At 51.5% G+C, this 22,428-nt stretch carries 18 protein-coding genes; 16 read left to right on the top strand and 2 right to left on the bottom strand.

The window, feature by feature from the left end; genetic code table 11:
• Nucleotides 1-727: 727 nt before the first annotated feature.
• From KJ970_04935 to KJ970_04890, 10 genes are all read left to right on the top strand, one after another.
• The gene (locus tag KJ970_04935; GenBank protein ID MBU2690253.1) at nucleotides 728-1,408 is read left to right on the top strand and encodes a hypothetical protein; all 681 of its coding nucleotides are present in this window, start codon (nucleotides 728-730) and stop codon (nucleotides 1,406-1,408) included.
• A gap of 367 nt (nucleotides 1,409-1,775) precedes the next feature.
• The gene (locus tag KJ970_04930; protein ID MBU2690252.1) at nucleotides 1,776-2,906 is read left to right on the top strand and encodes an IS110 family transposase; all 1,131 of its coding nucleotides are present in this window, start codon (nucleotides 1,776-1,778) and stop codon (nucleotides 2,904-2,906) included.
• Between the two features lie 284 nt (nucleotides 2,907-3,190).
• On the top strand, nucleotides 3,191-3,949 hold the full coding sequence (locus KJ970_04925) for a hypothetical protein (GenBank protein ID MBU2690251.1): 759 nt from the start codon (nucleotides 3,191-3,193) through the stop codon (nucleotides 3,947-3,949).
• Nucleotides 3,949-4,596, top strand: coding sequence for a hypothetical protein (locus KJ970_04920; GenBank protein MBU2690250.1), 648 nt, complete (start codon nucleotides 3,949-3,951; stop codon nucleotides 4,594-4,596). The genes KJ970_04925 and KJ970_04920 overlap by 1 nt, the downstream gene beginning before the upstream one ends.
• Before the next feature lie 2 nt (nucleotides 4,597-4,598).
• Complete coding sequence (locus tag KJ970_04915) at nucleotides 4,599-5,387, top strand: hypothetical protein (GenBank protein MBU2690249.1); 789 nt, start codon at nucleotides 4,599-4,601, stop codon at nucleotides 5,385-5,387.
• A 1,354-nt stretch (nucleotides 5,388-6,741) separates the two neighbouring features.
• A complete protein-coding gene (locus tag KJ970_04910) occupies nucleotides 6,742-7,611 on the top strand; it encodes a hypothetical protein (GenBank protein MBU2690248.1) in 870 nt (289 codons plus the stop codon).
• 371 nt (nucleotides 7,612-7,982) lie between these two features.
• A complete protein-coding gene (locus KJ970_04905; protein ID MBU2690247.1) occupies nucleotides 7,983-9,128 on the top strand; it encodes a hypothetical protein in 1,146 nt (381 codons plus the stop codon).
• A gap of 571 nt (nucleotides 9,129-9,699) precedes the next feature.
• Entirely contained in the window at nucleotides 9,700-12,519 is a 2,820-nt protein-coding gene (locus KJ970_04900) for an SAM-dependent methyltransferase (GenBank protein MBU2690246.1), read from the top strand.
• Nucleotides 12,520-13,039: 520 nt separating this feature from the next.
• Nucleotides 13,040-13,285, top strand: coding sequence for a hypothetical protein (locus tag KJ970_04895; GenBank protein MBU2690245.1), 246 nt, complete (start codon nucleotides 13,040-13,042; stop codon nucleotides 13,283-13,285).
• Between the two features lie 131 nt (nucleotides 13,286-13,416).
• Nucleotides 13,417-14,325, top strand: a complete 909-nt coding sequence (locus KJ970_04890; protein ID MBU2690244.1) for an EVE domain-containing protein — start codon at nucleotides 13,417-13,419, stop codon at nucleotides 14,323-14,325.
• 171 nt (nucleotides 14,326-14,496) lie between these two features.
• Here the strand turns inward: KJ970_04890 and KJ970_04885 are convergent, their stop codons facing one another.
• Nucleotides 14,497-15,138, bottom strand: coding sequence for a hypothetical protein (locus KJ970_04885; protein MBU2690243.1), 642 nt, complete (start codon nucleotides 15,136-15,138; stop codon nucleotides 14,497-14,499).
• A 67-nt stretch (nucleotides 15,139-15,205) separates the two neighbouring features.
• Nucleotides 15,206-15,889, bottom strand: coding sequence for a T9SS type A sorting domain-containing protein (locus KJ970_04880; protein MBU2690242.1), 684 nt, complete (start codon nucleotides 15,887-15,889; stop codon nucleotides 15,206-15,208).
• Nucleotides 15,890-16,110: 221 nt separating this feature from the next.
• On the opposite strand from KJ970_04880, the gene KJ970_04875 reads away from it, so the two are divergent.
• From KJ970_04875 to KJ970_04850, 6 genes are all read left to right on the top strand, one after another.
• The gene (locus KJ970_04875) at nucleotides 16,111-17,256 is read left to right on the top strand and encodes a right-handed parallel beta-helix repeat-containing protein (GenBank protein MBU2690241.1); all 1,146 of its coding nucleotides are present in this window, start codon (nucleotides 16,111-16,113) and stop codon (nucleotides 17,254-17,256) included.
• A 25-nt stretch (nucleotides 17,257-17,281) separates the two neighbouring features.
• Complete coding sequence (locus KJ970_04870; protein MBU2690240.1) at nucleotides 17,282-18,340, top strand: formylglycine-generating enzyme family protein; 1,059 nt, start codon at nucleotides 17,282-17,284, stop codon at nucleotides 18,338-18,340.
• 55 nt (nucleotides 18,341-18,395) lie between these two features.
• Entirely contained in the window at nucleotides 18,396-19,208 is an 813-nt protein-coding gene (locus KJ970_04865) for a LamG domain-containing protein (protein ID MBU2690239.1), read from the top strand.
• A 241-nt stretch (nucleotides 19,209-19,449) separates the two neighbouring features.
• Nucleotides 19,450-20,352: a hypothetical protein gene (locus KJ970_04860; GenBank protein ID MBU2690238.1), complete on the top strand. Its 903-nt coding sequence runs from the start codon at nucleotides 19,450-19,452 to the stop codon at nucleotides 20,350-20,352.
• 720 nt (nucleotides 20,353-21,072) lie between these two features.
• Entirely contained in the window at nucleotides 21,073-21,741 is a 669-nt protein-coding gene (locus tag KJ970_04855) for a sigma 54-interacting transcriptional regulator (protein MBU2690237.1), read from the top strand.
• A gap of 56 nt (nucleotides 21,742-21,797) precedes the next feature.
• A partial coding sequence (locus KJ970_04850; protein ID MBU2690236.1) for a phage terminase large subunit family protein occupies nucleotides 21,798-22,428 on the top strand: 631 nt, incomplete at its 3' end.

Below are 22,428 nucleotides of genomic sequence, written 5' to 3'. Positions count from 1 at the left end.
CAAATCGGCCCCCGAGCTGCCCCTCGCGGCCCAGAATCGGCCCCGGCTGCCCCCTAACTGCCCCCTGATTGCTCGTCGTGGTTTGCACCAAACGCGACGTGAATGTATAATTCGAGATATTGTTAAAGCGGGCGCAATGTAAAAGCCGAACGATTGTTCAATGCCCGGTGGGCGACTCGGATGACCAGTATTGCACGAATCTGCAGTGTCCTGAAATAGCTTATAATGCGGCATTTCCCGTGCGTTGGAGAGTTGCCGCGGCCGGGGCAAGATTGCGGCTAGCCGTAGTCGTCGGGGCCTGGTTGCCGCCGATGTCGTTGTCGCGACAATGTCTTGGTACCCTCTGCAGTACGTGCCACTGAATGTATGCCTTTCACATTACCCATAATGTATAACTGTATCCGGCGGGGCATCTGCAGCTGGGGCACCAGGCCCTGCCCCGATTCCAGACCGGCGGCTGAGCATCATGGCCCAGGCCCGGCACCCCGACCGGACTCCAGGACGCTTCGTCTAACCTGTGGTCAGTCGGCCAATTAAGCCAATGCTGGACAGGATGGGCCGCTGTCCCATATGCTGCGAAGGCGGCTCTCGTCCAGGGGATTGTCCCTGCGCGTGTTGCGGATTCAAGAGACGAGTTGTAAGGAGCGGTTCCCAAGTGATACCATTTATCCGAGTCCCAGATAATTCATGTTAGATCCGTGCGTTGTCTGCTGAAGGAGCCTATGAATTGATACGATTCTGGAACGCTCTTGGTGCCGTCGCAGGTGTCGTGGCCGTTGTCATTGCGATCTTTGTTTTCTTCAATGGCCAAGACAAAGAACGCAAGTCTCTGAGTATTATCCTCCAAAATAGAACCACTCTTCTTGGCTCGGGGATGTCTAACCCTCAGGGTGGATTGCGTGTCATGTATGACAACCGTCCAATTCCGAATTACGCGATTCTACAAATCCGGATAGCCAACGACGGATCGCAACCAATTCGGGGTGTTGATTTCGAGGAGCCCTTGACCGTTGAACTTAAGGACGTCGCCGAGATCCTCGGGGTGGAACAATCTGCCGCAAACCCGCCGGATCTCCGGCTTGATCCTATGCCGTTAGGTTCGGAAATCTTGATCCAGGGTGCCCTGATGAACCCAGGCGACTGGTCCCAGGTCAATGTCGCGGTGGTTCCAACGGTAAACGGAGTGCCCGGCGTATCTGGGGTTAAGGGTAGAGTGGCGGGAGTTAATCGTCTTGATTGCTCGGAGGCCATCAAGATCGACTCACGGAAGCTGGACCCCCTAACATCCAGGCTGTTGATGCTGTTACAGGTGGTCATGATGTTGACTGTGGCGGCATTGATGTTCTGGCGGTATCGTATGCAGCGAGGATTTCAAAGAATCATCGAGGTTGAGCGATCAGATGTCTAACGAGGGCGTGCACCTGGCGGCCGCTTCGCGTCCGCAGGTGATCTGTACGTTGAATCTGCAGGAAAAGGTCAGGAAGCCTCTACGGAATCCCCTATTTGTTCATAGGAGGCGGGTTCCGGGAGGCAAATGTAGTTATCCAATAACGTTCCGGTCGGCTTTTTCTGCCTCGTTAGCCGTATGTTGAATTGGTCAAAAAGACTGGGGCGCATGCTTGAAGACAGCACCAATGCGAGAAATTCTTGGAATTATTGTGCCTGACGGCTGAAGTAGATAGACAGTATAGAGTGACCGGCCTCGAGTCTGTACAATCGCGGGCTATCAGTCAGTGTTGGGCTGAATACCGCATACAGACGAAAGGAGACCGGTCATGGCAAAGTCTATCACATGGATTGGGATTGATGACGACAAGATGAATTTGACGGTCGCGATGGTGCGAGGTTCGCGGCAAACGGATCCGGAGGTTCGTCGGATCCCCAACGAGGATAAAGCCTTGAGACGTTGGGTTCGAAAACTGGAGCGGCAAGCGGACGGCGGAGAGATTCGGATGTGTTATGAAGCTGGTCCGAACGGGTTTGCGCTGATGCGGCGTTTGGAGGCGATGGGCCCGGTGGTGGTGGAGGTGATGGCTCCCTCACTGACCCCGCGTCGCAGCGGTCAGCGTGTGAAGACGGATCCCATCGATGCCAAGAAACTCGTTCACTTGTATCGGGCTGGAGAGCTTCGCGCGGTCGCCATCCCTGGCGAGGATTCGGAGTCGGCTCGCGACCTGGTGCGCACCTATCACCGTGTGGGCGAGGAGTCGACGCGTAAGAAGCATCATATCCTGAAGTTCTTGACGCGCCGGGGTCGGATCTATCGAGAAGGCATGAATTGGACGGGCAGACATCGGGCCTGGTTGCGGGAGCAGCATTTCGAATCCTGGAAAGACACGGCGACTTTCGAAGAGTTACTGAGCGGATTGATGGAGCTTGAGAATCGGCGGGGACGGCTCAAGGGGACTCTTGAAAGACTTGCCCAGGAAGAGAGCCGAACCATGGAAGTGGGCGTACTCCGCTGTATCCGGGGGATCGATACAGTCATGGCGCTGACGCTAGAGACGGAGATCTTTGAGGTGGAACGATTCTCCCATCCACGCGAGCTGATGAGCTACTTCGGCTTGACGCCGAGCGTGTACCAGAGCGCGGAGAGAGAGATTCGCGGAGGGATCACGAAGGCCGGGAATCGGTATGCTCGCTGTGCCGTCGGTCAAATCGCGAAGAAGTGCCGGCATAAACCTCACATTGGCGCGGGGCTGAGACGACGGCGCCAGGGTCAACCAGCCTGGGCGATCGAGATCGCCGACCGGGCGCACCATCGGTTGTACAAACGGTATTGGACATTGTTGATGCGGGGTATGCCGACCGCCAAGGTCACTACGGCGGTAGCAAGGGAGCTTGTAAGTTTTGTATGGGAAGCCTTAACTGAAGTTCGGCGTCGATCCCGGCAGCAGGCGGCCTGAAAAGAAATAGTCTATGACAGGAGGAGGTAGATGGAGCTGGCACGATCTGGAGGTCCCCGAAGATACTATGCGGTAAGGTACTCATCCTGAGCCCGCGACGATAGACAGGGGCAACTCCTCGACGGATCACGGTCATGCGGTTTCGGCCCGCGAATATCAGACTGACTCGTCGTCGAAGCGCCCAGCTCCATCTGCTTCGTTCGGAGGGAATGAATAGAACAACGAGACAGGCTTGACAAAGGGTCACTCTATATCAGTATCAACGAAATCCCAGGGAGGAAACAATGGCATATACCAGCGAAATTCGCGCAATCACAATTCGCCTTCGTCATCCAGGTTTCGATATTGAACCAGATCGTGCCTGGGAAATTTTGGGCCGCGTAGCCGAGGAGCACCCAGAGCTCGACCAATACTCAACATCAGAAGAGGATGCCCGATTCAAAATCTCTCGGATAAATGCCAAAAAAGACGAGCTTGCCAATGTAGCTATTTCTAGGGATAAACTTGCCATAGCGGTAGCGGAAACTATGAATTTTGGCGAGTGGCAAAAGTATAGCACGGGCATATTTGCTATACTCTCCAAAGAGATACGAATCAGTCCCCTCAGTATCATCCATGTCGATAACCAATACCATCGTTCTTGGAAAACGGATGTCCATCACGGACAGATGCTCTACGACATATTTGGGGGTCCGCCACCATTTAAAGCTGCCTTTGGCAATAGTGCTATTGTACAATATGCGCCCAATGCCATGTTCGTTTTAGATGCGCAAGAGCAAATCATTTGTTCTCTAATATTTCAAAGCTCGAGCACAGTCGCAATAGATATCCAGCCCCAATATCCTGAGCCGTATGAACTCAGCGGGATCTGCGGAATTGCCAAAATAGGAAATTACAAACCAAACACAAAAATAGAAGATGTCCTATCGCGAGTTTATGAATATTCGGGAAAATACCAGGACGCATGCCTTCGCGATCACATTTTTGCTGCAGTAGAAGCGTATATAGGAGAAAAGGGCGGCGTTGTTGAGGAGGGGAATTGATGTTACAGACAATTGGTACTATTTTAGGGATTCCAAAGGCAATTGATGCAACGCTAAGTCTGATTGATCGTGCGCGAGCAGGCAAGGACGTTCCGGGAGCACTTGATGATGCAAAAAGGCAACTGGAATCTGTGAAAGGCCTTTTGGGTGATTTTGCGGTTTCTTTCGATGAATTATATGCATGGAAAAGAATTCACCATATTAGCAATACGCTTTCAAATAATTTTAAAACGTCGCTTGATATTATTGGAATGGCGGAGGATGAGGATGATTTCGATCGTATTTGTAAAGGTGAATACAAAAAAGATATCAAACGGGATCTTGACGGTCTTGACGAACCATATCAGGCTGGCCCCTTATTACACGTGTACAAAGCGCAAACGCATCTTCACATACACGTTAAGAAACTCACACAGAGAGACGATGACGGTAAAGAGTGGCATGATCGAACACAGCTGCTAATCGAATCGATTAAAATGGCAGTAAAAGAAGGGGGAACCAAGAAAACCTATAGAGCCCTGAAAGATCTAAGGCGACACATAAACGTTTTTAATACATGGGCAGATGATGAGCTTGTTAAAGGAATCGAGCGTTATAATGAAGTAATCTCTGAGTTGCAAAACATGCTAAATATACAGAAAGGATAGGTATGACGGAAAAGGATTCACAATGCAGGCGCAAAGAAATTGCCTGTCACTCTCGAAAGCTGCGCGATATGGCTAATGCCGAGGGATTTGAGAAGAGCAAAGATAGAATAATAGAGTTTCTAAAAAAGGCTGAGGTGGAAAGCAAACAAGCGATTCTGCAGGGGGAATATTCAATTGCAGATAAGTGGGAAGAGGAGCGAACCACTTGGGCTCTACGAGTTCGCCACTTCGTTGAAACGGCATCATATAAATTTAGGTCAATTTCGATAGGAAGACGTTCTCATGGACATAAACCAACACTGTTTAGACTAATCATAAACTTCTCTATTTATGACACGCGTTGCCTTTTTAGAAAACTTAGGAATATTGGAGAAATCATACTCCTGGAAGAACTGAAAATCATGGCAGTCAGCAGAAACATGGAGGAGATGGAGCGATACGGGCTGCGACCTATCGGCCCACAGACGTGCCAATGGATAAATTGTTTGCCGGGTGAAACTTTTCGAGATGAGTTTCGGGAGACCTGGTCTCATGATATTCGTTCTAATGTAACAATAAAGAACAAATATCCTGAAGAAATCGCTTATAGAATGACAATACCCGATATAAAAACCTCCAGAGGAATTGGAATATTTTATGCACGTCCGCTCGTCGGAACTTTAAATATATCATCGTTTGTACAGAAAACGGGAAAATATAATGAGATTATAACGCCTGCACAGCGTATAAGGGCTGACCGCCATGAAGGCTTAGCTCTTGATTGCATAGTTGCGACAATAGGATATGATTAAGTTGATTATGAAACCATATTAAAATATATATCGATAGTATTTTATCTCATACAACGTCTAACGCCCTTGTCTGGACTCCTCCTACAACAAAAACATTTATACCTCTCCAAAGAATGCGATGGGACTGACTGCACCCTCGTCTTCGGCCTCTCATTTGGAGCCCATAGACTCCGGGCCATGATGGAATCCGCGCACGAGGGCAATTGAACCTGATGATCGCTCTTGCGGCGCCCCCCGCATTTATGGAAGAATGGATGCGAACAGGAGAGTAGGCGAGGGGCGGGTCGAGAACCCTCACGGGTTGACAGTGCGTAAGCTCATCGTCGCTGTTGCAGTTTCGAGTGGAGGTATTCGTGCAAAATTCATTGCCGCGGTGGGCCACTTCAGAATCGCCGACAAATCCCCACATGGAGACAATTTTGAACTATGCGTTCACGACAGGAAATCAACATCTAGATTGGTTTGTGCGCCATAAGGAAACTGGTATTAAAACCCTCGTCGCATTGCTGAGTGCCGAGTTTGCTATCGCAGGCGTTCATTTCTCGGGTCGACTCCCCGCGGGTCTTGCCATTCCCGCAGAAATAATCCTCGGCTTTCTAGCTATTGCGCTAACTCGCTTAGCAGTGAAGACCTGCTCGAGAGCGTACTTGGCTTGGTTAGAGCATGTAGTCTTGACTCACAAAGCTGTTTGGGCAATGGGTCTTGCGGAGTCTGTTAACGTAGCCCCCGCATCCGACAATTCCCCGACCTGTCCAGTGCGAGATGATGAGAGTTTTTTTATCCCGCGCTATGTCTCTTCATCGGCCAATGCACGAACAACAACCGAATTCGTTCAACGACACCTGCGGGCACGGGGAAACACGTTGTTCACGGCAAAGAGAACTTTGCTAGTGCTTTGTATCATCGCGGTGCTTGGGGCGACAAGCCTGGTCGGTGCGATGTGGGTGATGGGGCAGACAACGAAGAGGCCGAGGGCGACGATAGAATCGGCTTTAATGTTCAAGGACCAGGAGAACCTGACTGCACGTCAACCCTGTGGAGCATCATTGCGGTGCCCCTTATCTGTGTGAGAGAATAGTGGCACCGAGCAGATAGTGGCCGGAGCCGCGCCAATGACCCTCGCGGGTTATTAGAACGTTTAGACCTAAATGAATTGGTATTGTTCATATTACATTCTTTGCAAGATGGATATATACTTAGAAGGCAAATCCCTGTTGATTAATAATAGCAGCAATTAATTAAATGGTATCAGGCTTTATGATCATAACTATCTGAAATCTTCTCTTTAAAGGACGTTTTGAACATTGACATTCACAAATATCGTTACAGAGGCATGATTGTTGGGGAGGACGCAATGAAAAAAGGAAACGGCGAACCGGTTTTCATGCTTAAATTTGCTCCAGACTTATGGACATCGGTTGATTTTTGTTCCGAATTTATTGGGTTGGCTGTCAATCTAGATAGGGAGGCTGTCAAAGGGGTATGGTCATCACGAAGCCATTTAGCGAAACACGATATTATTGGCGAACTTATGACGGCCCTGAGGCCCGCATTGCTAGAAGACACTAAACAATTAGAATCCCTTGGTTACACACATGCCCAATGGACCAAAACCTATGCGGCCCTAATGGAGACAAGGTTCTGCGAACTATATGCCTGTTTAGATGGCATACGTAGGGCCATTTATGGGACTTATCGTAATATTGAAGGCGTGCAAAATCAATCTACGCAAAAATTGTTCAGACGGGCACACGAAAATAGGTACGGCTCCGCATTTCCAGAAGCAATTAGGGATACTTTGGCGAGAGCTTACGAGGAATGGTTTCCCCGGCTAGCAGAAATACGAACGGAAGTTACTCACGGTCTGACGGGAAGTTGTTTTCGTAATCCAGATATCGATCAGATAATGTATACACACCAGGGTCTTCCTGGCGGGCCTAACCGAGCATTTGTAATCAAAGACGTAGAAACGGAAGCGAGCAAGTTGAGAGATAGAGTAATCAATCTCACAAACGAAGGCGCCGATCACATATTCTCAGTGCTCGAATTTACGGAAGCTCGGATTGTTTGCGGATTTTTCAAAGGACGGCTATACGAACGGACCTTGGTACCAAATAGAGATCTTACAAGAGATTCTGGTACTTGCTTTTCCAGGCAATGGTTCGATAAAAGTGGGGAACAGAAATGTCCATTAGCTTCGGAGTGTGGTGCATATAAGGAATAGCACAAGGGGGTTCAATTCACATTAGGTCTAACGGCCTTTCGTCTAGACTCCTCAGTCAATGAGGAAAATACTCATCCTCATAGAAGGCGGTGGGACTGACTGCAACCCGGTCTCCGCACAGCCATCGGTCCCACATTTCATGGCGCTGGCGCTCAGGGGGGAGATGCGATAGGATCATTGCGGGTTGACAGGGGCGCGCCAGTCCGGCCCGGAGGTGAAGTAAACATTGAGTCAGTAGGAAAAGTCGGACAGCCTCTACGGAACCCCCTATTTGTTCATAGGAGGCGGGCTCCGGGAGGCAAATGTAGTAATCCGTGACGTACCGGGCGGCTTTTTCTACAGATTCGTTAGGCGGATACAGGAAAATCTCTATGTCAAACGAAACTCAAAAAGAGAACGAAAAGGGTCCCTTCTTCTATTCGAATTGGGCAAAGTATAACATTAAGGAAACCAATGAGGAAGCAGCCGAATATGAACTATACAGCGATGTATATTTGGCCGGCCAACTCAACGAGGGGCTTGGCCCCTATCAGATACTAAATACACTCACTTATTTGCCCGACGGGATCGTAAGGCCATCTGCCATATTGCGGTTTGAGTTCTGCCAAAAGTATGAAATGCCCCAGATGGAGAAGACAGACGTAAAAAAATACCATGGGGGAAATCATGCGGAAGAACTAGCGGCTCTGGTTTCAATGTTTGGCGGCTTTCGTCTTCGTGCCGGACCACAGACTAGGATATTCGAGAAAGGCGGCGACCCGCGCGGCACCCCGTATCGAACAGAAGGGCCGCAAGTGCCGATAAAAGCTAGACGCGATGGAAAGCAGCCCAACGTTCCAAACGCAACTGGTAATCATAACATAAACTGTGCGGACCCACTAAAAGACACAATGTTTCTGAATCACAAGGAGGCAGCGGCTTTTTTAAAGGCTGCAAGAAGCTATCAAGAAGGACTATGGCTAACAGAATTGGAGCCAGAAAAAGCTTGGCTGTTTTTTGTGTCTGCAGTCGAAACTTTGGCAGGATACTGGCGGGCTGGCAAGGAAACCAATGTCGAGAGGCTTCGGCTTTTCAAACCAAAGCTGGAAAAATTGCTTGTGGAAAAAGGGGGAGGCAAGTTTGTGGAGGAAGTTGCGGATTTAATTGCTCCGTATATGGGTGCAACAAAGACCTTTATTGATTTTCTTATCAAGCACCTTCCGCCGGCCCCAAAGGAACGACCAGTTGAGTGGGGCCAAGTTGATTGGGGATGTGAATCAATGACAAAGGCGCTCAAGAAAATTTATGATTGGCGGTCGCGTGCACTTCATGGTGGAACGCCTTTCCCGGCGCCGATGTGCGAACAACCACCCATACCGGAGGGCAAATATGCCGAGAAGCCCATTTATTCGGCAGCGTCCTCGAATTTTGGCACCTGGGTAAAGGATGATTTGCCGATGACACTAAATACTTTTGAGTACATTGTTCGAAATGCCTTACGAAATTGGTTTATTGAGCAGACAAAGTCAACCAAATGACCGCCTAGCGACCTTTTGAACCTGTCGAGGGCCCTTGTCACGCCCCCCGCATTTATGGGAGAATGGATGCGAGCATGAGAGTGGGCGAGGGTCGCGTAAAGAAGCCTCGCAGGACGACAGAATGTTAATAATTTTCAGCAAGTCAGAAAGTCAGGTTGATCTGGATTATTGTTGGTGTCTTTTTGGCGGCTACGCCATAGGACGCTCGGCTGGGAAGATTCTGCCCAGGCTCGTCAGCTCGATGAAGAAGGGTTGATCCAACCGATCGCCATTTGCCTGGGCGGTACCAAGGGATTCACACATGTGTCAAGCTATGTGCCCCGGAACGACCTTGCATTCGCCCCGGGAACTCGGCTAAGGTTGTCGGTGGCTGCTCGGAGTGGGGCGTATGGCGTTCGGGGGCATTGGGAATGTCCCATCAGCTTCAATGTACGGTTGTTGATCGTCAACGCCCAACAGGGTGTCCCCTTCGGTCCGGAGTCACTCTCAAGCACCACGCGACGATTTCAACGTAGTTCTGCGGCAAGGGGGACAAGGGGGCATGACGAAACATAGGAATCGAGAGGAGGCTGTGAATACACAGCTTGCCATTTTGATCTCACGTTACGGCATCACTGCGGACGGCGAGACTATTCAGGTGCACGGTAAGTATCGTCCCGACGTGCTGTTCGAACTGCGCGGATTGCGTGTCGTCATCGAAGGTAAGTTTGCCGACCATCCCAGGGCAGAAGATGTCGTGCTCAATGACGCCCGCGGTCGTGTCAAGAGCGGCATTGCCCACATGGCAGCCGCAACCGTTTACCCGCTTGCACTCCGCACCACCTCTACGACCAAAATTATCGAGCAGTTGGAATGCTCCTCTCTCAAGTATCGAATTGTCTCGGAATCCCACGAGACTGAACAATGGTTCGAGGGTACGCCCGCAGACTTGATGGATGCGCTGCGGCGCGCGCAAGAAGGTCTGACCCAAGACGACATCGTCGAGCAGACCGCCAGATCACTGACCCTTCAGCTCGAAGGTATTGCCAAACTCTGGATGGGCCAGAAGGGCGCTTGTGATCGCCTCTCGACCCTCCTCGGCATAATGGCACCGAGAAACGAGAACGACGAGAAGGCCGAAGCACGGCGTGAAACGGCCGCCAAGGTCTCGGCCCTTGTCCTCGCCAACGCCTTCATTTTTCAAGAGCAGCTTGCGCCTACCGATAGCCGCATCTCGACCCTTGCGACGCTCGACCAGCAGAAGGACATTGTCGACGCCGTCAGGATAGAATGGCAATGGATCTGGAAGAACATCAACTATGTACCGATCTTCCAGCTTGGCGAAAGCATTCTGCTAGAGCTGCCGACGAGCATCAACACGCTGACTGCCGTTCGGGCGCTTGTCAGCGAGGCCCGTTCAATCTGTTCGCAGCAAGCGGCCCTCCGGCACGATCTCATGGGGCGCATTTATCACTGGTTGCTGCACAATGCTAAATTCCTCGGCACCTATTACACCTCGGTCTCTTCTGCGACGCTTCTCCTGAAGCTCGCTTTCGCTGCCAAGTGGTCCAATGACTTTGGTGATCCTCGGCAACTCGCAGATTTCAAGGTAGCCGACCTTGCCTGTGGCACCGGAACTCTACTGATGGCTGCCGCGCAGGCGATTTCGGATACGTACATTCGCACTCGCTCAGAGGATGGCCGAGGACTTACACCTGTTGATCTCCGCTCGCTGCACTCCGCGCTCATGGAGAATGTGCTTCATGGTTACGACGTGCTTCCTTCCGCCGTGCATCTCACCGCCTCAACACTCGCGATGCTCGCTCCGGAAGTCGCCTTTCGAGCGATGAACCTCTACGTCATGCCATTTGGAATCGACCACGGAATCGTGCAGCTCGGCAGTCTCGATTTTCTCACCAAAGGCGAGATCAAGACACAGATGGCACTTGACTACTCCCATACCGAGGTCATCCGAACGGGGGCCGCCTTCTCGCACGCAACTACAGCTAAGATGCCCGGCGGGCTGAACCTGTGTGTAATGAACCCACCTTTCGTCCGCAGCGTAGGTGGCAATCTCCTCTTCGGTTCGCTCCCTGATGAGCGGGGGCAGATGCAGAAGGAGTTGAAAGCGCGGGTCAAGGAAATCGGTGCGAACGTAACAGCAGGTCTTGGCAGCGTGTTCGTAGCTCTTGCCGACCGATGGCTTGTTAAGGGCGGCCGTCTTGCTTTTGTGCTTCCCGCCGCGCTTACATCCGGGGAAGCATGGGGTCCCACTCGCAAACTTATTGCCGACCGATATCACTTGGAAACTGTCATCTCCAGCCACGATGCCGGGCGGCAGAATTTCTCGGAAAACACTGAGCTGTCTGAGGTTCTATTCATAGCGAGGAGGTTGATGCACAAGGAAGCTGCAGGCCCCACAACATACATCAATCTTTGGCGTAATCCGCGTTCGATCCACGAAGCCCTCGACTTGGCTACTCGCATCAAAAACATACAAGATCCCGTGTGTATTGAAGGCATTGGCGTTACCGTTATTCGCTCACCATCCGGTAAGATCGGCGAGATCGTGACCACTCCACCGGCACAGGGTGAAGGCAAATGGACCGGAGTATTCTTCGCCCAAACGGAATTGCTTCGCGCGTGCTGGGCACTCGAGAGCGGAAAGCTTCGCGTACCGGGAAGTGAGCTTACGACGTCGATCAAGGTTTGCCGCCTCGATGCTCTAGGAGGTCTCGGCTACGACCGGCGCGACATTCACGATGCTTTCGAGGTGTCGACCGACGATGTGTCGCCGCATCCCGCCTTCTGGGGGCACCAAGCAGAGCGGGTGTCTTGCATTGCGGAAACGAGCAATGCCTACTTGATCCCACGTACCAAGCCCGCCAAGGGCAGGAAGCTCAAAGATGGCAAAGCGGTTTGGGCGAAGGCAGGTAACATTCTTCTTGTGGAGCGGCTCCGTTCCAACACCCATCGAGTGCTCGGTATTGGCTTCAGCAAGTCAGTGCTAGGCAATACATGGTGGGCGTTCAGAGGCAACGGTCTCAGCCGCTCTCAGGACAAAGCCCTATTGCTCTGGTTGAACAGCTCGCTCGCCTTGCTGCTGTTCTTCGGCCGCCGCGTTATTACGCAAGGCGCATGGATGCAAATGAAGAAGCCAGCATGGCTTTCCATGACTGTGCTCGATGTCCAGGATTTGTCGGAAAGACAGATCAGGAGCCTCGCCGAAGCCTACGACAGACTCTCGAAACAGGAGCTGGGCGCTCTCGCCAAACTCGACAGCGACCCAATTCGCCAAGCCATCGACAACGCGCTCTCGGATGCTCTGAAGTTACCTGACCTCGCTCATATCCGCCTGCTTCTGGCGCGTGAGCCCGGCCTCAACGCCAAGGACATCAAGCGGCCCAAGTAGGCGACATTGGATTCCGTCGGAGTCTGAAGACGGCGCTTGATGCCGATGAGAAGCACGTGTAGGTAGGCAACGCACCTGACCCTGAGGACGGGTTGCAGGCGTGCATAAACCGCCCGGTGCCGCGGAATCCTCTGCCGTAAATCGCCCACGCATTCCACCCCGATTCGCTCCCGGTCCCAGATCCGCCTACACCCGGGGCGGCCAGGGAGGGCTGCTTCGGAGAGGGTGGACTGGAGGCCGGTAATCCTCGGCAGCAGAGATTCCGGGCAGGAAAACGATTTCATCCTGAATCGAACAGTGATAGAATCTTGGTGGACATTGAAAGAGATGAGATCATGGATGAATTCTGGTGGATGTGTCCCATTGAAACCACATTTACAATGCAAACATTTGGGGGCAATTCCACGATAATGCCAGAGGTCGGCATGCGATCTCGGAAACCATAATGTTTAGCCCGACAACGAGTGATACTTCAGTCGATAAGATTGTGATCCACCGAACTTTTTGAAAGGAGTACCTGATGCAAGACGAAAACAAACGAAACTTAATGTACTTTGAGGCGTCCTCCATGCGCGCACTCCATCGCAGCCTGGAGGTGTGGCAGAACGAACACGCTAAGCGATTGTTGTCTGTGAGTATTCAAAAGGACAGCGGGAAGTACTGCTGCATCGCACTGAGCAACCCGAACGAAGTAATTATCTGCGATGGTTCAGGTGCGTCTCAGGCCGGAGTTTCGCAAGGTGCTTTGGAGATCAAGAACATCTAAAGGGACAATAGTGCCTAGGGCAGATCCGATTGTAACTGCGCCTTAACTGTCGCCCAACACCCCCGACCACCCCATCGTCAGCAGTAGCAATCGCGGGTGGGGTGATAGAGGTGGGGCTGAAGGGGATGAGTATGAACTATTGGCTTTTCATAGTGACGAAGCGAAAGGACGAAACGGGGACAATACTCCCACGAGCTGTTTTGGAACAAAGAGCTGCGGACCGATTCTGGGGTCTCGCTGAAAAGACTCCAAACAGGAAGCTTGTGAGGAAGGGTGACAAAATAATCTTCTATATTGCCTTGCCGGAGTCGGCCTTTGGAGGAGAAGCAACCCTTGCCGGGGTCTGCAGGAAACTTAACTCGCAGGAGCGAAGAGTGCTGAGCCATGAGAAGCAGGTGTTCGAGACAGACTTGGGAGTTGATCTTGACGATGTCGTCATCTGGAGCAGGCCGATACCAATAAGCGTTCTTGTTCCCAGATTGTCATTCATAGAGAACAAAGAATATTGGTTCACATACTTCCAAGGAGGAATACGTCAAATCTCCGAGCAGGATTACCGCCTGATCACATCTGATGTGACCCAGACTCTTACAGAAAAGATAGCGACGGAGAAGGATTTGGAAAGCGAATCCGAGTTTGCGCTGGAGAGCCATCTAGAAGAGTTCATTGAGGACAATTGGGTTAGCATAAACTGGGGAGCATCTCTAGGATTGTATGCAACAGAGGAACAATCTGGCCGGCAATTCCCAGCGGGTTTATGGAGCATCGATTTCCTGGCGATAGATGCCGTTACCAATGACCTTGTTGTAATCGAATTGAAAAAGGGAAAGACGAGCGATGCTACGGTGGGGCAGACGCTCAGATACGTTAACTGGGTAAAAGGCAATATCGCCGATCCAGGCCAAGGGGTAAGGGCCATAATCATAGCAAGGCAAATCGACGAGGCACTGAAATACGCAGTAATGAACCAGCCAGACATTCAGGTCAAAACCTACAAGATCCGATTTAACTTGGAGACCCGACTGGGTGAACAAACATGACAGCCTGCTGAATCATTTGTCGCAGAACGGCCCTGTGCCCATTCCGCCGCAAATCACTCACCCATTCCGGCCCGATTCGCTCCCGGCCCCAGATTCGCCTGCGCCCGGGGTGGCCAGGGAGTGGCAGAGGGTCGGTTCAGGCGGGGATCATCACGAGGGTGTCCGTCACCTTTATGACTCTAGATTTTCCGGATCGTCTCGGTCCGGGCACCGCCGCAAATAGAAGTAACGATCCACCTTGAAGGCAATCCCTTCCTGCCAGATTATCTCGCCGGGGAGGACGGCGTGGTGGCCGAAGTCTCTATGCTGTGCGAATACGCGCATCTCCCGTTCGAAGCCCCAGCGAAAGGCGTGTCGATCCGCGCATAGCTCGCTCGACCACTCGGAATCGTGGCCATCGCGCTTGTTGAACTCGTGCTCACGGGTGACGGCGTGGCCGCACTCGTGAGCGATAAGCGCGACCAAGCGAGGCCATGGCAGGCGATCAACCCCTGTGGATATAAGGATATGGCCAGGCACGTGAAACTTCGGGTCTAGCGGCAATGACCTACACCTTCGCTCAGCTAAGAATAACTTCTTCTCTCTGGAATCGGTTACCCACATCCCAAGGCAACTAGGATCATTGTCTATGAGATCTTTGAGAAGAATGCCTCGTACCCGACGACGAAGCCGTGCCCAATCCTTGGGGTGCTTTTGAATGGCCCGGAAAACACGGGCAATGGCCCGGCGAAGTCGTGGGGAGGTGATGTCCGTGGCGACGCCGAGGATCGGCCTGGTTCTCTGCGCAATCGTCCTTTTTGTTCTCGTCATCATGAATGCCTCATAGGTTGTCGGTGGGTGGGATTGGTCTATAACATTTCACTGGAATGTGCCCTCGGTTTCACCGAACCCTGGTCAATTTACCAACACTTGTCTTTTCAGCCGTCTCAATTCGTGTAAAATAAATCCCATCGGATACTGCGTTGCCCTGATCGTCCGTTCCATCCCACGGCATCGAGTAAGCACCTTGTGGAAGTTGCCCCTCGTGAAGCGTTCTGATCTTACGTCCCTGGACGTCGAATACGGCGACAATCACGTGATCCGATTGAGTAAGGCTGAAATCCAGGTTTGATAGATCGCCGCTGGGATTGGGACTCGTTAGGATCTGTTGGTCAGGGAGTGGGTGGATTGATTCGCCGACATCGGCTGGTGCTGTTGAGCGGAGGTAGCCGGACCAGTAGGCATGCCAATTAATTGACGGATTTAATCCGAGAATTTCAATTTTCACAACATTGTCTGGAGCAAACAGAATACCTGTATTCCAGTGAGTCTCGGCAGAGATTCCCACGCCAAAAGCCTCGGATTCGGTCCACCAACTCCATTTTTCTTCGGTATCTGAGAGCAGTTTTGTATATGTATCATAATCTCCGGTAGGGATTGAGTCCCAAATCCATGCGAAGTCAGTGAGGACAAATGCGTAGCCGGCTGGCGCCTGATATAAATTAAAATATCCATTACCCTGACCGGCTGTAGTTCCGCTCAGCATATTATCCATACTGATTTCAGCTCTGGAGCCGCCTCCCATGCACAGAACCGTTAGGGCCAAGGCCGAAGAGAATATGCTCCGTCTATTCATGGTAATTCCCCCCCCCTTGAATCGGATTGTCGTCAAGTCACTTTCCGAGAGGGATCTTACCAGAACTAGCGGCCAATTGCCCGGATTATTAGCCTTCCAGAACCCAGGATTCCTTGCTATCATCCACCTGCGACTGTGTGGGATGTAATCATGCTAAATGGGGGTGGATTATGCGTATTCGATTGTTTGCTGCTGTCCTGATCAGTTTGGTTCTACCGGTAATCGGATCGGCTACGACTTGGGAAATCTACCCCGACGGCTCCGGTGACGCGCCGACGATTCAGGCGGGGATTGATGGGGCGGCGACAGGTGACTCGATCCTGATCAATGCGGGTACATACTATGAGCGGCTCACTCTTCCCGTAGATCGGGACGAGTTCACACTTGTTGGTGTGGGTTTGCCGGTAATCGATGCTGATAGATTCGGATTCATTCTGGGATTGAGCCAAGAGGGTACCGTATTTGAAAACCTTGCGTTTACTCAAGGTCACACATACATAGGTGGAGTGGGAACCCTTTCATCTAGGGAAATCTGGTTTAGAAACTGCGAGTTCTATAACAACACAGCCAATCTTGAGGGTGGTTGCTTTGCCATCCTAAATGGTGGAATCGCCCATTTCGAGAATTGCAGTTTTGAGAATAACTTGGCATGGGGAACTGGGGGAGGGGCCATTCAGGTCGATGAGGGTGGATCGATAGAATTAGAACATTGTGTATTCAGAGGGAATCATGTGGTGGGCATTACGGGAAATGATGGTGGAGGTGCTATCCACTTCAGGAATACCTCTTCATGTTCTATTCGTTTCTGTCTCTTTGAAGAGAATACCACAGATTATGAAGCCGGGGCTATTCGATCTTACAACTCACCTGTCAGCTTATACTCCAATACATTTTTAGATAACGAAGCCAGGACAGCTGCCGGGGCATGTGTGTTAAACACTTCCGGACCGCAGGTAGTACTTATGAAGAACATCTTTGTTAATAATCGTGATCCTGTAAAAGCAATCTACCTTGAGGGAAGTGATCTTCTATTTGATATTGAATGTAATGATTTTTGGAATCATGTAGAAAGTACCGTGATAAGCCCTGCTTGGATTGACACTAATGGTAACTTTTCCCTCAACCCCCTCTTCTGCGACCCAGACAATGGCGACTTCACCCTCCATGCTGATTCCCCCTGCGTCCCCGGCAACCACCCGGATGGGTATGAATGTGGGCTGATCGGGGCGTATGATGTTGGGTGCGGGATGGCCGGGGTGCCGAATGCGATGGTGCAGAATACGACCTGGGGCCAGATCAAGGCGACGTACCGATAAGGGCGTGACTGTGGAGGATTAATTAATGAGACGATACTTCAGTGTTTTGGTGATAAGTCTGATGTTGATGGTTGGCGTCGCTGCGAGTCAGCATGAAGTCGCCTGGAAGATGAAAGTGCATCGAGACGGAACCGTTTATGAATTTAGTCTATCACAAATCGACAGCCTAACATTTTACGGAGATACGCTTATGACTCCGGTTCCAGGAGGAGTCTTTATAATGGGAGATGGGGTGGCCGGAGGTGGGGTAGACGAGCACGAGGTGACTCTGACACATGATTTTTATCTGGGGAACTATGAGGTGACAAACCAAGAGTATCTTGAGGCAGTGCAATGGGCGTATGAGCAGGGGTATGTGACGGCCACGACTGCTTTAGTTCAGGACAACCTGGACGGGAGTGTCGCGGATCTTCTGGATATGAGCGCTGACAACTGCGAGATCCAGTATGATGGAGCCGGGACCTTCTTTCTGCGCCAATCTCCATCGAGCCTTGCCCAGGGCGCTTATCCCGCGGGATACAACCCCTCGAACCATCCTGTGAAGGAAATGACCTGGTTTGGGGCGGCAAGTTATTGTGATTGGCTAAGCCTTCAGAAAGGGCTACCGAGAGCTTATGAACATACTGGAAATTGGGCGTGTAATGGCTGTGATCCGTATGGAGCGGAAGGCTACCGGCTGCCGACGGATGCGGAGTGGGAGTACGCAGCACAGTTTGATGATGAGCGGATCTATCCGTGGGGGAGTGAGGTGCCCGACTGTAGCCGGGTCAACTACGATGCAGGCCCACATTGTATAGGCTGGACAACTCCCGTCGGGAGCTATCCCGATGCTCCCGCAGGCTTGGGTCTCTCTGACGTGGCCGGAAATGCGTGGGAGTGGTGTAACGATCGGTTCGCGGGGGGGCTTGGGACGGATCCAGCGACTGATCCTCCCGGCCCAGTGACTGGGAACTTTCGCGTTATCCGTGGAGGGTCTTGGCTCTATCAGGCAGCACAATTGCGTTGTTCTTATCGCCAGGGCGTTGACCAGAATGAAAGTGGAAATGATGTCGGCTTCCGAATCGCCAGAACCGCAAGTCAATAATCCAGAAACATGAACAAAATGATGAATCGGTAGGGAGACTCTGGAGGTTTGGTTAATGAAACGGCGCATTGGTCTTATGATTGTAGCAATGTTACTCCTCGGCATGGCGGCGAGCGCTGGCGATTGGAAAATGCAAATCCACAGATCGGGCGGGATTGATGAATATGTCTTGACGGGGGTCGATAGCCTTATATTTACCGACGCTGTGACGCCTCGATACGTCTTGGATCTGAATGGTAGTAACACATCGGTCACGGTCCCGCATGAATCAAGTCTCAATTTCGAGGGTCCCTTCACACTTGAGGCATGGGTGATGGCGCGGGATTATCAGTATCCAGGGCATCAACAGGATTTCTTCCCGAACAACGTCATAATTGACAAGCGTGACAATTCTGGTTTTGGACGTGGTTATGGTTTCGCTCTAGATTCAGGCTATCCAAAGATTTCAGTCGCAATCAGTCAAGACGCCGATGTTGAGGCCATTTCAGCAATTCGAATTGAACTTAATCAATATCACCATATAGCCGGTTCATATGATGGGGATTCACTCAGGATATTCCTTGATGGCGTGTGTACCGGGACCCGTTATGTTCCTCAAACATATGTTATCGGTTCAGGTGAGTTCGTGATGGGATCGAGATACTCCCACGACATGTACTGGTGGGATGGTGAGTTTGCCGGGGTGCGGGTATCAGACATTTGTCGGTATGTGGGCAATTTCACTCCGCCAACGATCTTGATCCCTGACGCCAATACTGTTGCATTTTGGCCCCTTGATCACCATGCCGGGACTATTGCTGTTGACGAATCGGGTAATGGCCATCATGGGACGATTGTCAATGGGACCTGGGTCGAGTGGAGTAGATAGGGTGTTCGAGGCGGTTTCCAAATTGCCAGGATCACGTTGCCTTAAGAGAGGGCGGGGAGAACAAAATTGCATTCGCCCCGCAGGGCAGTATTATTGTCCGAGAATAGCGGTGGTGTAAATGCAGAGGATGTTACAAAAATAGTGTTTGGAGATAACACATAAGTGTTTTGTATTAAGTACAAGAGTTGAAAGCACAGAATATCTGAAATTAGTGAGAAGGTTTGGAAAAGGAGATTTATTAGTGATAAAGATTAATTCGCCACACCGGCCCTGCGGGTATGCACTTGAGAGACCCCCGACAATGGCGGGCCCAAATTTGACCTGCCTAGGTTACAAGCCTTCGGTAGCGGTTCCTGAGTTGGCGACGATGGCTGGAATGGATCATGATGTAATACCTAAAGCTAAGATTCAGAAGTCACACGAGAGACAATCAGCCAAACTCTTTGGACAGCAAGGCAAGATATCCACATTTGCTGTATGTGCTCTTAGCTTCCTTGCTGTTATAGCAATTGCCTATTTTCTAATTTTCTACAGAGATGGAATTCAAGAAACAAATCAGGCAAGTCAAGAGACCATAGCCGAGGATAATGCAACGGAGAAAGCGGCGCAAATCAAGGAGGCAATCCCATTGACAACAAAGGCTTCCGAAAAAACTTCACAATGTCTGTCCAAGTTGATATTTTCCTGGGAGGCGGACGAATTCAAGAAGCATAGGGAATTCCAACAAACTCCGAAAGCGTTCTCTGCATATTTCAAAGGGTCGTATGAAAAACCCAAGGAATTCATAAATGGCGCAATCATAGGAACGGATAACTTCAGCATTGTAAGCACAAAGTATAACTTCCAAAGCCACGAATTAACTATATTGCTATGTATTGAATCCATAATGATTGGCAACGAACGAGATTATGGGAAGCCTTCTGAGGGCAATAGAGTATTGATGACCGGGTTGGAGATTCCAATGGATTCTACCAGGGCAGAGGGAATTAGTCAGGCTATAAAGGCGGGAAACATGGGAGTCTGGCTCGTTTTCACGGTGCGAAAATACAACATAGACGAAAGATCGCTCTCTGGGACAGAGGCACGGATCCCATATTATTATGTCACAATTATTCCCAATGTCCTTGAGTATGAGTTCAGGTAAAATCCGTTTCTGGCGGGTGTGCCAAGAGACAGCGGGTCCTGATCGTCAGGTTTCTTCCAACGAATCGGGGAAAGCAAGGATCCCACCAAAGGCCCGTTAGCGGTGTATTCCGATCCATTCCGGCTCCTGAAATGGCTCGTTGACGGAGAGAGCTTGCCCGCCGGCGTGCACAAAGTACCCTGGGACGGCTGCAATAGCGCTGGCAGACGGGTGTTGCCAGGCGTCTATTCCCTGAGATTTGAGGCAGGTTCGACACGGGAGGTGGGCAAAATGGTCTTCCTGAAATAGTCATGGCGTATGCTATTCAACTCATCGAGGCGCTCATCCAGAAAGTTCGGATATGCTCAGGAAGCGTTTCAGCGTGGGCTGGGCTGGGCGAGCCGCTAGCCTCCACCCGCATCCTAATCCGATACATCCGGTAAATTCTTAACCCCTGGCACCGACTCGCAGGGGGTGGAATTCCATATTCTATTTTTCAGACTTCTGCGAGTGCCATTGAAATGGGCAGGTCTCCAATCATTGGCCGAATGGTGTTGGGCTTCCAGCATGATCCTTCTACGACCCGATATGAGCGGCTAATTTTTAATCCCCACCTGCGACTCGCACGAATCGGAATTTTTCGGCCACATCCGCGGCTCCTTCACCGGCGCATCGGGCGACAAGACCGGACTCTTCGAGCAGGCCGATGGCGGCACCATCTTTCTAGATGAGATCGGGGAGATGGAACCACAGGCCCAGGTCAAGCTGCTGCGTATTCTCGAATCGGGTGAGCTTCGCCGGGTTGGAGAGACGCATCTGCGCTATGTTAATGTTCGGATTGTCGCGGCGACCAATTCCAATCTCGAGGAACAACTGGAGAAGGGCCGCTTCCGCCACGATCTCTATTTCCGCATCAGGGGATATCATCTGGAATTGCCTCCGCTTCGGGAACGGCCGGGCGATATCCTGCTGCTGGCCGAACATTACCTGACGTCGCATACAGAGGACCGTATGTTCCCGCCCCGGCTTTCACAGCGGTCCCGCCAGGCGCTACTGGAACATCCATGGCCCGGGAATGTCCGGGAGTTGTTGTACGTTCTGGAGCGCGGGCTGGTTCATTGGAAGATGAGCGGGATGCCGGAAGTGACGCCGCAGATGCTGGGTCTCAGTGTAAGTGAGGATGCAGAGTTCGTGCCTCCGCCCACGACGGATGAGGTCGAGTTTCCACTTGAGGTGCCGCTCGATCGATATCTGGAGGAAGCGGAGCGGGAGCTCATTCTTCATGCACTCGAAGAGAATGGATGGAATCGCACGCGAACGGCTGTGGCGTTGGGCAACATCAGCCGGACGACCCTCATCGGCAAGATGAAACGTCTGGGATTGTTTGCCGACAGCCGGCAAGGTGGATAGGTTCCGCTCCTAGTTTGGAGTAGTACAAATGAAGATGGTGTGAAGAAGGGGAGGCGGTGAGGTCGCCTCCCCTTCAGTACAATCCCGCCCAATCCGGTTCGAAGGGCATGCAATCGACGGTCGGAATGAAATCAGTGCCGGCGGATATGATTGTCTTTGATGAGTTGGATGAAACACCACATTGGACACTGCGCTGCCCCGCCTGTAATAACTGGCTGGCCCCGGCCAAGGAGTTCCCGACCAAGCTGGGAGAGGAGGTGCCATTTATAAAGTTCCGCCCAGATGAGTCGCACTATCTCGCCTGCGTCAAATGCGGCGCTGAACTGGATCTGGGCCGGGGCGAGTGGGTCGCTGATTTCCCGAACCGCGACATTCACGGCTATCGTATTTCACAGCTGTTCTCGTCCAAGATCGATCCCGGTGAGATCCTTCAGGAGTATCGCACGACACGGTTCCCGGACCGCTTCTACAATCTCAAGATCGGTATCCCATGGGCGGACTTGGAACGGCGGCTGGATGAGTCGGCTGTGCTGTCGCTCTGCACCGATTATGTCATGGGACGGGATTGCGACCGGGCATATCGCTTCATGGGCGTCGACACCGGCAAGAATCTACATGTCGTGATCATGGCGACCCACAACGACTTGAAAAGCCCAATGGTGATTCATCTTGAGACCTGCCACGAGT

The organism is Candidatus Eisenbacteria bacterium (genome assembly GCA_018831195.1).
In the GTDB taxonomy this organism is placed as follows: Bacteria; Eisenbacteria; RBG-16-71-46; order CAIMUX01; family JAHJDP01; genus JAHJDP01.
This window is presented reverse-complemented; position numbering and strand designations above follow the sequence as displayed.

Excerpts from the sequence above, each read along its gene's own strand:
- KJ970_04930 (MBU2690252.1), top strand. The coding sequence starts at position 1,776 with ATGGCAAAGTCTATCACATGGATTGGGATTGATGACGACAAGATGAAT.
- KJ970_04890 (MBU2690244.1), top strand. The coding sequence starts at position 13,417 with ATGAACTATTGGCTTTTCATAGTGACGAAGCGAAAGGACGAAACGGGG.
- KJ970_04875 (MBU2690241.1), top strand. The coding sequence starts at position 16,111 with ATGCGTATTCGATTGTTTGCTGCTGTCCTGATCAGTTTGGTTCTACCG.
- KJ970_04910 (MBU2690248.1), top strand. The coding sequence starts at position 6,742 with ATGAAAAAAGGAAACGGCGAACCGGTTTTCATGCTTAAATTTGCTCCA.
- KJ970_04865 (MBU2690239.1), top strand. The coding sequence starts at position 18,396 with ATGAAACGGCGCATTGGTCTTATGATTGTAGCAATGTTACTCCTCGGC.
- KJ970_04885 (MBU2690243.1), bottom strand. The coding sequence starts at position 15,138 with ATGATGACGAGAACAAAAAGGACGATTGCGCAGAGAACCAGGCCGATC.
- KJ970_04915 (MBU2690249.1), top strand. The coding sequence starts at position 4,599 with ATGACGGAAAAGGATTCACAATGCAGGCGCAAAGAAATTGCCTGTCAC.
- KJ970_04880 (MBU2690242.1), bottom strand. The coding sequence starts at position 15,889 with ATGGGAGGCGGCTCCAGAGCTGAAATCAGTATGGATAATATGCTGAGC.
- KJ970_04855 (MBU2690237.1), top strand. The coding sequence starts at position 21,073 with ATGGAACCACAGGCCCAGGTCAAGCTGCTGCGTATTCTCGAATCGGGT.
- KJ970_04905 (MBU2690247.1), top strand. The coding sequence starts at position 7,983 with ATGTCAAACGAAACTCAAAAAGAGAACGAAAAGGGTCCCTTCTTCTAT.
- KJ970_04920 (MBU2690250.1), top strand. The coding sequence starts at position 3,949 with ATGTTACAGACAATTGGTACTATTTTAGGGATTCCAAAGGCAATTGAT.
- KJ970_04870 (MBU2690240.1), top strand. The coding sequence starts at position 17,282 with ATGAGACGATACTTCAGTGTTTTGGTGATAAGTCTGATGTTGATGGTT.
- KJ970_04895 (MBU2690245.1), top strand. The coding sequence starts at position 13,040 with ATGCAAGACGAAAACAAACGAAACTTAATGTACTTTGAGGCGTCCTCC.
- KJ970_04925 (MBU2690251.1), top strand. The coding sequence starts at position 3,191 with ATGGCATATACCAGCGAAATTCGCGCAATCACAATTCGCCTTCGTCAT.